The following is a 13875-nucleotide window of genomic DNA, read 5'->3' on the forward strand; positions in this document are numbered from 1 at the left end:
TGGGGATTTGGTGTAGTATCGCATGAATTACTATTTGGGCGAGAACAGACAATCAATCCTCGATTGATTTAGACGTCTGGATGCCTTAACATCCATACCGATGGCGGTCATCGCCCGTTATCGGCAGCAGAATATTCCACGGCTTACACTCATACGATAATAAATAACCTAATGATTAAACTTTCAAATATCACCAAAGTGTTCCAGCAAGGTAACCGCAGCATACAGGCGTTGAATGACGTCAGCTTGCATGTTCCTGCTGGGCAAATTTATGGCGTGATTGGCGCATCAGGTGCAGGGAAAAGCACGTTGATTCGCTGCGTGAATCTGCTTGAGCGCCCAACACAAGGTTCTGTTCTGGTCGATGGCCAGGAATTGACGACTCTGTCTGAAGGCCAGCTCACTAAAGCACGTCGTCAGATTGGTATGATTTTCCAGCACTTTAACCTGCTCTCTTCCCGTACCGTTTACGGCAACGTCGCATTACCGTTAGAGCTGGACAATACACCACGCGAAGAAATTAAGCGCCGCGTTTCCGAATTACTCGATTTAGTCGGGCTGAGCGAAAAGCACGATGCTTACCCGGCCAATCTGTCCGGCGGACAAAAGCAACGCGTTGCGATTGCTCGTGCGCTGGCAAGCAACCCTAAAGTTCTGTTGTGCGATGAGGCCACCAGCGCTCTTGACCCGGCAACTACGCGTTCGATTCTCGAGTTGTTGAAAGATATCAACCGTCGGCTTGGCCTGACTATTCTGTTAATTACCCACGAAATGGATGTCGTAAAACGTATCTGTGATTGCGTCGCGGTCATCAGTGATGGTGAATTGATAGAACAAGATACCGTAAGCGAAGTGTTCTCCCATCCTAAGACACCACTTGCACAACAGTTTATTCAATCCACCTTGCATCTGGATATTCCTGAAGACTACGCACAACGCTTAAGCACGCAGAAGAACGGCGAAACCTTCCCGCTGCTGCGCCTGGAATTTACCGGACAATCGGTTGATGCGCCGTTACTTTCCGAAACCGCCCGCCGTTTTAATGTGAACAGCAATATTATCAGTGCGCAGATGGATTACGCCGGTGGAGTAAAATTCGGGATTATGCTGTGCGAATTGCATGGAGAACATCAGGATATGGACGCTGCTATTGCTTACCTTCAGCAGCAACATGTAAAAGTAGAGGTGCTGGGTTATGTCTGAGCCAATGATGTGGTTACTCCTTAAAGGAGTGTATGAAACGCTGGCAATGACTTTCGTGTCTGGCTTCTTTGGCTTCGTTCTCGGCTTGCCTGTTGGCGTCCTCCTCTATATTACGCGACCAGGGCAAATCAGTGCGAACAGCAAGCTTTATAACAGCCTGTCAGCATTAGTGAATATCTTCCGCTCGATTCCATTCATTATATTACTGGTATGGATGATTCCATTTACCCGTACCATTGTCGGAACCTCAATTGGTTTGCAAGCCGCTATCGTTCCGTTAACGGTCGGTGCTGCACCGTTCATTGCACGTATGGTAGAAAATGCTCTGCTGGAAATTCCATCAGGCCTGATTGAAGCATCACGCGCAATGGGCGCGACTCCGATGCAGATCATCCGCAAAGTTCTGCTGCCAGAAGCGCTACCAGGTCTGGTGAATGCTGCAACCATTACGCTGATTACACTCGTTGGCTATTCCGCGATGGGTGGTGCTGTTGGTGCCGGTGGCTTAGGTCAGATTGGTTATCAATATGGTTATATCGGTTATAACGCTACCGTGATGAATACGGTATTAGTGTTATTGGTAGTATTAGTGTATTTAATTCAATTCTCTGGCGATCGTATCGTCCGGGCTGTGACTCACAAATAATACGTTCAACACAACATCGTTTTTTACACATAGTAAGGAAAGGATATGTCTTTTAAATTTAAAACCTTTGCGGCAGTTGGTGCTCTGATTGGTTCTCTGGCACTCGTGGGTTGTGGTCAGGACGAAAAAGATCCAAACCATATTAAAGTTGGCGTCATTGTTGGTGCCGAGCAGCAGGTTGCCGAAGTTGCACAGAAAGTTGCAAAAGAGAAATACGGCCTGGATGTTGAGCTGGTTACCTTTAACGACTATGTTCTGCCTAACGAAGCGCTGAGCAAAGGCGATATCGATGCTAACGCCTTCCAGCACAAACCATACCTGGATCAGCAGATCAAAGATCGTGGCTACAAACTGGTATCTGTAGGTAATACTTTCGTTTACCCAATTGCTGGCTACTCTAAAAAAATCAAATCAGTGGATGAACTGCAAGCTGGCGCGCAGATCGCTCTGCCAAACGACCCAACTAACCTTGGCCGTTCATTGCTGCTGCTGCAAAAACAAGGTTTGATTAAATTGAAAGATGGCGTTGGTCTGCTGCCAACCGTCCTGGACGTTACTGAGAATCCTAAAAATCTGAAACTGGTTGAACTGGAAGCTCCTCAGTTACCACGTTCTCTGGACGATGCTCAGATCGCTCTGGCTATTATCAACACCACTTACGCAAGCCAGATTGGCCTGACTCCTGCGAAGGACGGTATCTTCGTTGAAGATAAAGACTCTCCATACGTGAACCTGATCGTTTCCCGCGAAGATAACAAAGACGCAGAAAACGTGAAGAAATTCGTTCAGGCTTACCAGTCTGACGAAGTTTACGAAGCTGCAAACAAAGTCTTTAACGGCGGCGCAGTAAAAGGCTGGTAAGTTTCCATTCTTCTATTTAAACCCAATGGATTTCGAATTGCAGGAAGGCGGCAAGAGAAAGAGTCCCGATGAGCTTACTTGAGTAAGTGATTCGGGCGATTGAACGCAGTCAACGCACATGCTACTCGAAAGACAACGGGGATTTTTGCGTAAATAATCTAAGACGGGCTAATGCCCGTCTTGTTATTTGTGCAATAGCTTGATTCAATAATCACGTTTTATCATTCATTGAGGAAAAATTATGCGTGCTTTACCGATCTGTTTATTAGCCGTCATGCTGAGCGGCTGTACCATGCTAGACAGATCCCCTGTTGAACCTGTTCAAAGCACCGTAACACCGCCGAAAACCGAACCTGCTAAACCAAAAGCAGTGCGTCCTGCACCGGTAAAAATCTATACCAATGCTGAAGAGTTAGTGGGTAAACCTTTCCGCGATCTCGGTGAAGTAAGCGGCGAATCATGCCAGGTGAGCAATCAGGATTCCCCACCTAATATCCCAACGGCCCGTAAACGCTTGCAAATCAATGCATCAAAGATGAAAGCAAACGCGGTGCTGTTGCATAGCTGTGATGTCACGAGCGGCACACCAGGTTGCTACCGTCAGGCCGTTTGTGTCGGTTCGGCATTGAATGTTTCCGCAAAATGACAGCTTTTCGTTTCGAGCAAATCGGCGTAATTCACTCCCCTTATAAAGAGAAGTTTGCCGTTCCTCGCCAACCAGGTTTGGTCGCTGATGGCGGTGGCGAGTTGCATTTTCTGCCACCGTATAACGTGGCCGATGCGGTTCGTGGCCTCGAAGGTTTTAGTCATTTATGGCTGCTATTTGTTTTTCATCAAACGATGGAGGGCGGTTGGCGGCCCACGGTGCGCCCTCCTCGCCTGGGTGGCAATGCACGGGTGGGGGTTTTCGCTACGCGCTCAACATTCCGACCCAATCCCATCGGGATGTCATTAGTTGAACTGAAAGGGATTCGCTGCCAAAAAGATCAGGTCATTTTGCAGCTTGGTAGTCTGGATTTGGTCGACGGTACACCAATCGTTGATATCAAACCCTATTTGCCGTTTGCCGAAGCCGTACCACAGGCTCTTGCCGGGTACGCGCAAAACGCCCCTGTAGCCGATATGCCTGTTTACTTCACGGCTGAAGTGCAGCAACAACTATCACAGCTTGATAAGCGCTATCCCCACATTGAACGTTTTATCAGTCAGGTACTGGCACAGGACCCTCGTCCTGCGTACCGTAAAGGTGAGGAAGTCGGTAAAACCTACGCTGTTTTATTGTTGGATTTTAACGTTCGCTGGCGTGTAACCGATCAGGGTTCAGAAGTGTTTGCTCTCGAAGCTCGTTAATTTATCACCCTTCTCTTTTGACATCTCTGCCACACTGGTAAACTAATTCACTTATTTTGCATCAGGCTACTTAGGTAGCCAGTTATCTGCCGTTCAAATGGAACCGTAACAACATGCGTACTAGCCAATATCTGCTCTCCACATTAAAGGAGACACCAGCCGACGCCGAAGTCATCAGTCATCAACTGATGCTGCGTGCCGGGATGATCCGCAAACTCGCCTCCGGTTTATATGCCTGGTTGCCGACTGGTTTGCGTGTTCTGAAAAAAGTCGAAAACATCGTGCGTGAAGAAATGAACAACGCCGGTGCCATCGAGGTGAGCATGCCGGTTGTTCAGCCCGCAGAGTTATGGCAGGAAAGTGGTCGTTGGGAGCAGTATGGCCCAGAGCTGCTGCGTTTTGTTGATCGCGGCGATCGCCCATTTGTACTCGGCCCAACTCATGAAGAAGTCATCACTGACCTGATTCGTAACGAGCTGAGCTCTTACAAACAACTGCCGCTGAACTTCTTCCAGATCCAGACTAAGTTCCGTGACGAAGTGCGCCCACGTTTCGGCGTGATGCGTTCCCGTGAATTCCTGATGAAAGATGCTTACTCTTTCCATACTTCTCAGGAATCTTTGCAGGAAACTTACGATGCGATGTATCAGGCCTACAGCAAAATCTTCACCCGTATGGGTCTGGATTTCCGCGCGGTAGAAGCGGATACCGGCTCCATCGGCGGCAGCGCATCTCATGAATTCCAGGTTCTGGCACAAAGCGGAGAAGATGATGTCATCTTCTCAACTGAGTCTGATTACGCAGCTAACATCGAATTTGCTGAAGCGGTTGCACCAGCAGGTGGTCGTGCGGCACCGACTGTTGAAATGACGCAGATTGATACTCCGAATGCAAAAACCATCGCTGAGTTGGTTGAGCAGTTCAACCTGCCCGTTGAAAAAACCGTTAAGACATTGATGGTTAAGGCAACCGAAGGGAGTGCTTACCCTCTTGTTGCTCTGCTGGTTCGTGGCGATCACGAGCTGAATGAAGTTAAGGCAGAGAAACTGCCGCAGGTTGCCAGCCCGCTGACTTTTGCTACTGAAGAAGAGATTCGTGCAAGCGTTAAAGCAGGTCCAGGTTCACTTGGCCCAATTAACCTACCAATCCCAGTGGTAATTGACCGTACTGTGGCGGCGATGAGCGATTTCGCAGCCGGAGCTAATATCGACGGTAAACACTTCGTGGGTATTAACTGGGAGCGTGATGTGGCGCTGCCAGAAGTTGCCGACATCCGTAATGTCGTTGAAGGCGATCCAAGCCCTGATGGCAAAGGTACTTTGCTGATTAAACGCGGCATCGAAGTGGGTCACATCTTCCAGCTCGGCACGAAATACTCTGAAGCGATGAAAGCATCTGTTCAAGGTGAAGATGGCCGTAATCAGACACTGACTATGGGTTGCTACGGTATCGGTGTCACTCGTGTGGTAGCGGCAGCCATTGAGCAGAACTATGATGACCGTGGCATTCTGTGGCCTGATGCGATTGCACCGTTCCAGGTTGCTATCCTGCCAATGAACATGCACAAATCTTTCCGCGTGAAAGAGTTGGCTGAAGAGTTGTATTCGACTCTGCGTGCCAAAGGCATCGACGTATTGATGGATGACCGTAAAGAGCGTCCAGGCGTGATGTTTGCTGATATGGAACTTATTGGTATCCCGCACACTGTTGTTATCGGCGATCGTAATCTTGATAGCGAAGAAGTCGAATACAAAAACCGTCGTGAAGGCGAGAAGCAAATGATCAAAACCAGCGAAATCATTGATTTCTTGCTGGCACAGATTAAACGCTAAGAACCCTGGTACTCAGTAAAAAGCCCCGCTAACTTCTTAGCGGGGCTTTTTTTATGCATCTTATTAGTCGCGGCAGGTTTTCTTCGGCTCGAACTTAGCAGCCCGGTCTGCAACAACTGTTTTTCTCAACTCACCGCTATCGGGAGAAGCCTGTAAGGTAAAGTGAGCTTCAACCACCAGCAACACTGGCTGGAAATCCTCACCACGCGCGGCTGCATACCCTCGCTCAAGTTCTGCATTGCTGGCAACGTCAAAGGTTTTCCCTGTCGCACAGTCCTGGAAAATCGCCGCATCAGCCATGTATTTGTACATGCCTTTCATCGTCATGGGTGTCGCTGGCAACGCATCTTTCATCGGCTGCAATGTATAATTGAGCTTTGACTCAATTGGATTACCTGCCCGATCCAACGTTTCCAGGTTATGACCTTTAGGGCGGAAATAGATTTTTTCACCGTCTGACTCAGTTAATACTAACTTATCAGCCGTGCGCGCCCAGCTACCATAAGAAGCGAACACTGCCGGTTCTTTCGCCCCCTGATAGCGTTGATTCATTACCCAAGTGCCATCTTTTTCCAAAAACAGCGAGGTTTCAATCCCTGAGCAATCTGCGCAAGGTAAAACTCCACGGTAGCTTTGTTGCATGGGTTGCAGCTCTGCAACTTGTGTCGATTGTAACGCTTGAACTTCGGCTCGATTATTACAGCCAAAAAGCGCGAACAAACTGCACACAGCAACCGCTGACAATAGAATCTTTTTCACCATATCTTCCTTCTGCTGGTCAATTTCTTTGCCATTCGTCATTCAGGACGACGGACTTTTCCTCGTAGAGACTTGGTCGTAGATTTTAGTGATTTCGATGCCAGACGACGCTCTTTTGATGCGCGTGTTGGACGAGTCGCCCGGCGACTTTTTTGCTCAACGGTTAATTCCTGAATCAAGGAAACGAGTCTTGCCACCGCCGCTTCACGATTCATTTCCTGGCTACGATACTCTTGCGCCTTTATCACCACGACACCATCAGGTGTAATCAGGTGGTGGCTAGCCGCCAACAAGCGTTCTTTATAGTACTCTGGCAGGCTCGATGCACGAATGTCAAAACGCAGGTGGATTGCCGTTGAGGTTTTATTCACATGTTGACCACCGGCCCCTTGCGCGCGAATAGCCGTAATTGTGACTTCACTGTCCGGTATTGCTACCGCCCTGGAGACGACAATCATTAATGATGCTGCCAGGCCGTGAAGTGAATTTCGAGATTATTCTCAGCATCTGACAGCCAAATCGCGCCATCCTGAATGGTGGCCTGCAAATTCATAGAACGCGTACCGAACTCACACAGTTTCGCCAACTGCTCATCATCGAGATACCAGATAGACAAATTCTGATACTGCTTGAGTTTATTTTGATGTTGCTGCCACCAGATTTCAGCGGCACGGCTGTTATAGGTAAACAGCGCTACTTCACCAGATTGGCTGCACGCTTTTTTCAGGCGTTTTTCATCTGGCAGACCGAGTTCAATCCACAAGTCGATGCCCATATGATCGTTGCGCAGCCAGATTTCCGGCTCGTCTTCAGCACTTAATCCACGGGTAAATTGCAGCCGCTCGTTGGCATATTTAATCCACGCCAGCAAACGCAACATCATGCGTTCTTGTGTTTCCGAGGGATGGCGCGCAAGCGTCAGGTTGCTATCCAGGAACTGATTTCGATCGAGATCGGCAACATTCACCATCGCTTTATAGATTGTCGCTTTTAACGCCATCACACTTCTCCACACTAATTAGGCAGTCATTGTAACGAAAACCTCGCTAAAACGCTGTTATGTATTCACGATAGTAGAGAGTTACGCTGCTGATATCGGTTTCATGCCTGTGGTATAGTCACCTTGCTAAACAGAGTTTATCTTCGTAGGCTTAACTGGCATCCCACGATTAAGTCTGAGGTCGGGACTCTGAAAGGAGGGCGTGTGGAAAAGTATTGTGAATTAGTACGAAAGCGCTATGCGGAAATAGCCAGCGGAGATTTGGGTTACATTCCGGATGCACTGGGTTGCGTCTTGAAGGTGCTGAACGAAGTGGCTTCCGATGAAGCACAACCAGAATCTATTAGGGAACAGGCGGCGTATGCTGCCGCGAACTTACTGGTGAGCGATTATGTCAATGAATGATGCCTATCAACCCATCAATTGTGATGATTATGACAATCTCGAGCTCGCCTGCCAGCATCACTTATTATTGACGCTGGAGTTAAAGAGCGGAGAAGTTTTCAAGGCGAAAGCCAGTGACCTGGTGTCTCGTAAAAACGTCGAATATTTGATTGTCGATGATGCCGGTGCCACTCGCGAAGTTCGCCTCGATAAAATAACCAGTTTCAGCCATCCTGAAATTGGGACTGTCGTCGTCAGCGAGTCCTGATACGCAAAGTATCCGCATGCGCGGGCAGCCTGAGGCTGCCCGTTTTTTTTACTACGGTTTCATTGAAGCGTAGTAGGCCGCCAGATTGCTAATATCCTCATCAGACAAACCGCTAACATAAGCTTTCATCACTTCAGCTTGCCCGCCGCTACGTTCGCCCTTTTTATACGCTTGCAATGAGTGCTCAAGATACGCCTGGTTTTGACCCGCAAGATTTGGGTACATCGGTACAGAGACTTTCCCTGTCGCTCCATGACACGCCACGCACATCACTGCTTTCTGCTCACCGGCGGCTGCATCACCTTTTGCCAGAACTGGCTGAGCACACAACAGTGCGCCAGCAAAAATAATCACTCTCTTCATTGTTTATTTCCCTTTTGCCAGTCGATACGCCAGCATGATTGTTCCGTCGCCTTTCCATCCTGGGTAATAAACACGCCCAGTGCGGCTATCAATTGTTCGCCATAATATAACAGCGGAGTTCTTTCCCGCTGCCAGGGCGGAATCCCTAATTCTTGCCAAATCTTTTTCAAGCTTCGCCCACGATCGCGCCCAACAATGTGGAACTTGCCTGAGGCTTTAAAACGCACCGTCACCGGTTCGTTCTCCTGAGGGGTGCGGATTTCCTGCCCTATTGCCGCACGTTGGATAGTCCCCAAACCGTCTGGCAAAGCTAATGGCTCGAAAGGGGCTGCCCAGCAAACCACTTCATCTGCCAGACCGTTGCTGATCGGCAGCCAATACAATGCCTTCTGAAAACGACGGACTTCATAGCCGCCAAACTTCAAGCGCGGATTAGCATCTTCACGGCTGGTTGCCACTTCATCCCATACGCGTACGAGCGCGGCCCTGGAGGGCATCACTGCTTTCTGCCGGGAAAACCAACGACGCAGTAGCGCAGCGCGACGAATATCGCTTAGCGCCTGCATAGGCTCAATTAATAACGACCCGTCAGGCTGAATCAGATTATTCAGTTGTTCAGCCAGCAACTCATCAAGGAGTTGCTCTTGCTCGCCACATAACTCAGCACTGCGCGCCACACTTTGCGGGAAATGGGGCCAGCGTTGTTGTATTTCAGGAAGTACTCGTAACCGTAGGAAATTACGATCATAGCTGTCGTCTTGATTACTTTCGTCTTCTATCCACGTTAACTGGTGCTCAACCGCCCATGCTTCCAGTTGTTTACGTGTTTGCCCAAGTAACGGACGGATTAATTCAGTATCACCAAAAGACAAGCGCTCAGGCATTGCGGCTAATCCCGCTGGGCCACTCCCACGCTTCAAGGCGAGCAAAAAAGTTTCACATTGGTCGTCAAGATGCTGTGCTGTAAGCAGTACTTCTTGAGGCTTTAATGCATCCGCCAGTGCCTGATAGCGTGCGGCTCGAGCGTGAGCTTCAATTCCCAGTCCATCTTCGGCAAGCTGCACTCGTTTTACTTCAAATGGCACGTTCCATTGCGCACACACTTTCCGGCAATGTTCCACCCATTCTTCGGCAAAATGGCTTAAGCCGTGATGAATGTGCATCGCACGAATTTTATAATCAGGAACCTGGGTGTCACGCAGCGTGACTAACTGATGAAGCAAAACCGTGGAATCCAGCCCGCCACTAAACGCCACCAGCAATTTTTGGTGCGGCTGCAGTAATGTGATTAGAGGACGAAGTTGCATAGTCAGTAGTTTAAATAAGGATTTGCCCAGCACGTTACTGGGCTACGTCATATGAGGCAAGCGTTACTGTTGGATGACTTACTGCTGATACAGCTCCAGAGGCAGCCCGTCAGGGTCACTAAAGAAAGTAAAACGCTTATCCGTGAAAGGATCGATACGTACCGGTTCACATTTCACGCCATGATTCTCAAGATGAGCAATTGCGCTGTCGATGTTATCAACGCTAAATGCCAGATGGCGCAATCCGCAGGCTTCTGGGCGGCTTGGGCGCGCAGGTGGAAAAGGGAATGAGAACAGCTCGATGACATATTGCCCATTCAGCGCCAAATCACCTTTCCAGGAGTCCCGCTCCTCGCGATAAGCTTCAGCTTGCAACGTGAAGCCCAGAATATCGCAATAAAAATGCTTACTGATTGCGTAGTCCGAGGCAATGATAGCGATGTGGTGAACTTGCTTTAAACCCAGCATAAATGCTCCTTTGTCTTTTCCGCACGGTAACTATCATGCATCGGCAAATCAATACACTACAACGATTTTAGGACTCGTACACGATAGATGCCATCGTCCCCCAGTTTCGCCCCATGAATATCCGTTTCGAACCCTGGATAATGCTCCCCGACCGAGCAAAGCATCAATAAGAAATCGAGCACAGCACGACTTTCATGGGTAATCATCTCTCCCGGCATCACCACCGGCACTCCCGGCGGATAAGGCAGAATCATATTGGCGGAAACACGATTCAACAGTTGTTCAATTTCGACCGTTTCAACGTTACCTTTGACCTGCTGCTGATAAGCCTTGTACGGCGTCATTTTCATTTCAGGCAGCACATCGAAAGCACGCAGCATAAGGTCCGAAAGATTATGCTGTTTAATCAGTTTATGGATACCTTGCGCCAAATCTTGAATTCGCATGTTGCGGTAGAAATCAGGGTCTTCTGCGTACAAGTCTGGCAGCATGTTTTTCACGCGCAAATTGAGATCGTAGGCGCGTTTAAACTCCGTCAAACCCCGCAGCAAACTGAGTGCTTTGGTTTTGTCTATGCCAATACTGAACAGAAATAGCAGGTTGTACGGCCCGGTTTTTTCGACAACAACGCCGCGCTCATCGAGGAACTTCGCGAGCAATGCCGCCGGAATCCCCTCTTCGGCCATCGTGCCCTGCTCGTCCATTCCCGGCGTCAGAATCGTGACTTTGATTGGATCGAGGTACATGTGGTCAGCATCAGCATCTTTGAATCCGTGCCAGTCTTCTTCACCTGGTGAAATAGGCCAGCAAGCCGCTTCATCGATGAACTCCGGTTGCCAAATATCGAAGAACCAATCCTCAGACTCCTCGCGCAAGCGTTGAACCTCTCGGCGGAAATGTAATGCACGCTCGACCGAACGGTTGATCAACCGCTTACCCGGATTCCCTCGTAGCATCGCCGCCGCGGTTTCAATCGATGCCACCAGCGGATAACTTGGCGAAGTGGTCGTATGCATCATGTAAGACTCATTGAAAGTCTGTTCGTCGTAATCGCCTTTGATATGAATAAGCGAGGCCTGAGACAAAGCGGCCAATAATTTATGTGTCGACTGCGTTTCGTAAATCACTTTCCCCGGCACACGATCGCCACTCATACCGCTTTTCCCCTGATAAATAGGATGGAAGTTGGTATAAGGCACCCAAGCAGAATCAAAGTGTATTGAGGGAACATCGAGCGTTTGCTTAATGAATTCAGTGTTATATAGCAAACCGTCGTAAGTTGAGTTAGTGATTACCGCATGTACTGGCCACTGCGCATTTTCGGTAGCAGCGACTTTTTCTTCGATGCTCTCACGCATAAATTCACGCTTTGGAATGCCGCCTAAAATTCCCAATGCGTTACGTGTCGGCTTTAACCAGATGGGCACCAGGTCGCTCATCATTAGCAAATGAGTCAACGATTTGTGGCAGTTACGGTCAATAAGAACCGTACTGCCAGAGGGGGCTGCGTACATGCCGACAATTTTATTCGATGTCGATGTACCGTTAGTCACCATGTAGCTCTGTTCCGCGCCAAAAGTTCGCGCGATATACTCCTCGGCTTCAAGATGTGGCCCAGTGTGATCAAGAAGAGAACCCAGTTCAGTGACCGAAATTGAGACATCCGCTTTAAGCGTATTCGCCCCAAAGAAATCATAGAACAGGCAGCCGACCGGGCTTTTTTGGTAGGCCGTACCCGCCATATGACCAGGCGTACAGAAGGTATATTTCCCTTCGTTAACATAGTTGAATAACGCTTTAGTCAACGGCGGAGTGATGTTATCCAGGTATTCATCGGTGTACTGACGGATACGCAAAGCGATATCGTCGGCGACACTAAGCGCATATTCGAAAAACCACAGCGCCATGCGCATCTCGTTGATGCTCACATCAAGTGATGAGTGCGTATTGATAAACGCGTACAGTGGTAAATATTCATTCAGCGAATTAATTTCACTGCATAAATCCTGGCTGTACTCGTCCCAGTCAAAAATGACGCCACAAATGCGTGGATTATGTTCGATGAGTTTCAGCAAGTCGGTGCTGTTGGTGGGGTAGATGAGCCGGAAACCTTGTATTTCCAGTGCTTGATGCAGTTCTTTGATTGGCTCGTCTTTGTAGTAAACGCCGTGCGTCCCCATGATTGCAATAATATTCAACACTCACCTCCTGGCAAAAAACCTTCAGGTAAGCATAGTTTATTGAAATTGCATTCAGGACAAGTGTCGAGGTGTAAAGCTTCTTAAAGTATCGATTTCAGGCAATAAAAAAGGCCAGAATTGCTTCTGACCTTTCTTTGACAATATATTTATACCCAAGCATCTTCAAGATACAGGTAGGCGGCAATCGAATGAATCCCGATGAGCTTACTAAAGTAAGTGATTCGGGTGAATGAGAGCAGCCAACAACCCTGTAGCTTGAAGGGCGACGGATATCACGCGTAGCCGTAGCTCATCAGACGATGATAACGACGAGCCAGCAGCTCTTCGGTATTCAACACGTCCAAATCGGCCAAATCAGCCAGCAGTTGTGCTTTCAGTGATGCCGCCATCGCTTCCACATTACGGTGCGCACCGCCCAGTGGTTCAGGAATCACGGAGTCGATAAGCTTCAGTTCTTTCAGGCGTGGAGCAATGATGCCCATCGCTTCTGCGGCAATAGGTGCTTTGTCAGCACTTTTCCACAGAATTGACGCACAGCCTTCCGGAGAGATAACGGAATAGGTGCTGTACTGCAGCATATTCACTTTATCGCCCACACCAATAGCCAACGCACCACCAGAACCACCTTCACCAATTACGGTACAAATGACCGGCACTTTCAGGCCAGACATTTCGCGTAAGTTGCGAGCGATAGCCTCTGATTGACCACGTTCTTCAGCACCCACGCCAGGATATGCTCCTGGGGTGTCGATGAAAGTAATGATTGGCATATTGAAACGCTCAGCCATTTCCATCAAACGCAGCGCTTTACGATAGCCTTCTGGTGCTGGCATACCGAAGTTACGGCGAATCTTCTCTTTGGTTTCACGGCCTTTCTGATGGCCAATGACCATCACCGGACGACCCTCTAAACGCGCAATCCCGCCAACAATAGCTTTATCGTCAGCATACGCACGGTCACCCGCCAGCTCATCGAACTCATCGAAAGCCAGACGCAGGTAATCAAGCGTATACGGGCGCTGCGGATGACGCGCCAGTTGAGCAATCTGCCATGCTCCTAAATCGGCGAAAATTTTACGTGTGAGTTCTACGCTTTTTTCACGTAGACGCTGCACTTCTTCGTCGAGATTAATATCTAACTTTTCGTCCTGACGGCTAACTGCAGTCAGGGAATCAATTTTCGCTTCCAGCTCTGCAATCGGCTGTTCAAAATCGAGGAAATTCAGACTCATA

At 48.8% G+C, this 13875-nt stretch carries 16 protein-coding genes; 8 read left to right on the forward strand and 8 right to left on the reverse strand.

Going from position 1 to position 13875, the window contains the following annotated elements; all coding sequences use genetic code 11:
• Positions 1–171: 171 nt before the first annotated feature.
• The 6 genes from metN to proS all read left to right on the forward strand — a co-directional run bounded on the left by metN (position 172) and on the right by proS (position 5892).
• Positions 172–1203, forward strand: coding sequence for a methionine ABC transporter ATP-binding protein MetN (gene metN / locus RHD99_RS19575; RefSeq protein ID WP_309876052.1), 1032 nt, complete (start codon positions 172–174; stop codon positions 1201–1203).
• Positions 1196–1849, forward strand: a complete 654-nt coding sequence (locus tag RHD99_RS19580) for a methionine ABC transporter permease MetI (protein WP_183272856.1) — start codon at positions 1196–1198, stop codon at positions 1847–1849. Before metN ends, RHD99_RS19580 begins: the two co-directional genes overlap by 8 nt.
• A gap of 45 nt (positions 1850–1894) precedes the next feature.
• On the forward strand, positions 1895–2710 hold the full coding sequence (metQ, locus tag RHD99_RS19585; protein ID WP_183272855.1) for a methionine ABC transporter substrate-binding lipoprotein MetQ: 816 nt from the start codon (positions 1895–1897) through the stop codon (positions 2708–2710).
• Positions 2711–2951: 241 nt separating this feature from the next.
• Positions 2952–3356: an envelope stress sensor lipoprotein RcsF gene (gene rcsF / locus RHD99_RS19590; protein WP_309876056.1), complete on the forward strand. Its 405-nt coding sequence runs from the start codon at positions 2952–2954 to the stop codon at positions 3354–3356.
• Positions 3353–4060, forward strand: a complete 708-nt coding sequence (tsaA, locus tag RHD99_RS19595; protein ID WP_309876057.1) for a tRNA (N6-threonylcarbamoyladenosine(37)-N6)-methyltransferase TrmO — start codon at positions 3353–3355, stop codon at positions 4058–4060. The genes rcsF and tsaA overlap by 4 nt, the downstream gene beginning before the upstream one ends.
• Before the next feature lie 113 nt (positions 4061–4173).
• The gene (gene proS, locus RHD99_RS19600; protein ID WP_309876059.1) at positions 4174–5892 is read left to right on the forward strand and encodes a proline--tRNA ligase; all 1719 of its coding nucleotides are present in this window, start codon (positions 4174–4176) and stop codon (positions 5890–5892) included.
• Positions 5893–5955: 63 nt separating this feature from the next.
• On the opposite strand, the gene nlpE is transcribed toward proS, so the two are convergent.
• Genes nlpE through RHD99_RS19615 form a run of 3 tightly spaced genes read right to left on the reverse strand, consistent with a single transcriptional unit; the run spans position 5956 to position 7651 of the window.
• Positions 5956–6651, reverse strand: coding sequence for an envelope stress response activation lipoprotein NlpE (gene nlpE, locus RHD99_RS19605; RefSeq protein WP_309876060.1), 696 nt, complete (start codon positions 6649–6651; stop codon positions 5956–5958).
• 38 nt (positions 6652–6689) lie between these two features.
• Positions 6690–7109, reverse strand: coding sequence for an alternative ribosome rescue aminoacyl-tRNA hydrolase ArfB (gene arfB / locus RHD99_RS19610; RefSeq protein ID WP_309876061.1), 420 nt, complete (start codon positions 7107–7109; stop codon positions 6690–6692).
• Entirely contained in the window at positions 7109–7651 is a 543-nt protein-coding gene (locus RHD99_RS19615; RefSeq protein ID WP_309876062.1) for a YaeQ family protein, read from the reverse strand. The genes arfB and RHD99_RS19615 overlap by 1 nt, the downstream gene beginning before the upstream one ends.
• A gap of 204 nt (positions 7652–7855) precedes the next feature.
• Here RHD99_RS19615 and RHD99_RS19620 point away from each other — a divergent pair, with 204 nt between their 5' ends.
• Positions 7856–8056: a YaeP family protein gene (locus RHD99_RS19620; protein ID WP_183272849.1), complete on the forward strand. Its 201-nt coding sequence runs from the start codon at positions 7856–7858 to the stop codon at positions 8054–8056.
• Complete coding sequence (gene rof, locus RHD99_RS19625; RefSeq protein WP_183272848.1) at positions 8043–8303, forward strand: Rho-binding antiterminator; 261 nt, start codon at positions 8043–8045, stop codon at positions 8301–8303. The genes RHD99_RS19620 and rof overlap by 14 nt, the downstream gene beginning before the upstream one ends.
• Positions 8304–8354: 51 nt before the next feature.
• Here rof and RHD99_RS19630 read toward each other — a convergent pair whose 3' ends face one another.
• The 5 genes from RHD99_RS19630 to accA all read right to left on the reverse strand — a co-directional run bounded on the left by RHD99_RS19630 (position 8355) and on the right by accA (position 13874).
• On the reverse strand, positions 8355–8666 hold the full coding sequence (locus RHD99_RS19630; protein ID WP_309876063.1) for a c-type cytochrome: 312 nt from the start codon (positions 8664–8666) through the stop codon (positions 8355–8357).
• A complete protein-coding gene (gene tilS, locus RHD99_RS19635; protein ID WP_309879219.1) occupies positions 8663–9979 on the reverse strand; it encodes a tRNA lysidine(34) synthetase TilS in 1317 nt (438 codons plus the stop codon). The genes RHD99_RS19630 and tilS overlap by 4 nt, the downstream gene beginning before the upstream one ends.
• Positions 9980–10051: 72 nt before the next feature.
• Positions 10052–10441, reverse strand: a complete 390-nt coding sequence (locus tag RHD99_RS19640; RefSeq protein ID WP_183272845.1) for a VOC family protein — start codon at positions 10439–10441, stop codon at positions 10052–10054.
• Positions 10442–10497: 56 nt separating this feature from the next.
• Positions 10498–12639: a lysine decarboxylase LdcC gene (locus RHD99_RS19645; RefSeq protein ID WP_309879220.1), complete on the reverse strand. Its 2142-nt coding sequence runs from the start codon at positions 12637–12639 to the stop codon at positions 10498–10500.
• 275 nt (positions 12640–12914) lie between these two features.
• Positions 12915–13874 carry an acetyl-CoA carboxylase carboxyl transferase subunit alpha gene (accA, locus tag RHD99_RS19650; protein WP_183272844.1) on the reverse strand — a complete coding sequence of 320 codons (960 nt, stop codon included), beginning with the start codon at positions 13872–13874 and terminating at the stop codon, positions 12915–12917.
• Between the last annotated feature and the right edge of the window lies 1 nt (position 13875).

This window comes from Buttiauxella selenatireducens (assembly GCF_031432975.1).
GTDB classification, from domain to species: domain Bacteria; phylum Pseudomonadota; class Gammaproteobacteria; order Enterobacterales; family Enterobacteriaceae; genus Buttiauxella; species Buttiauxella selenatireducens.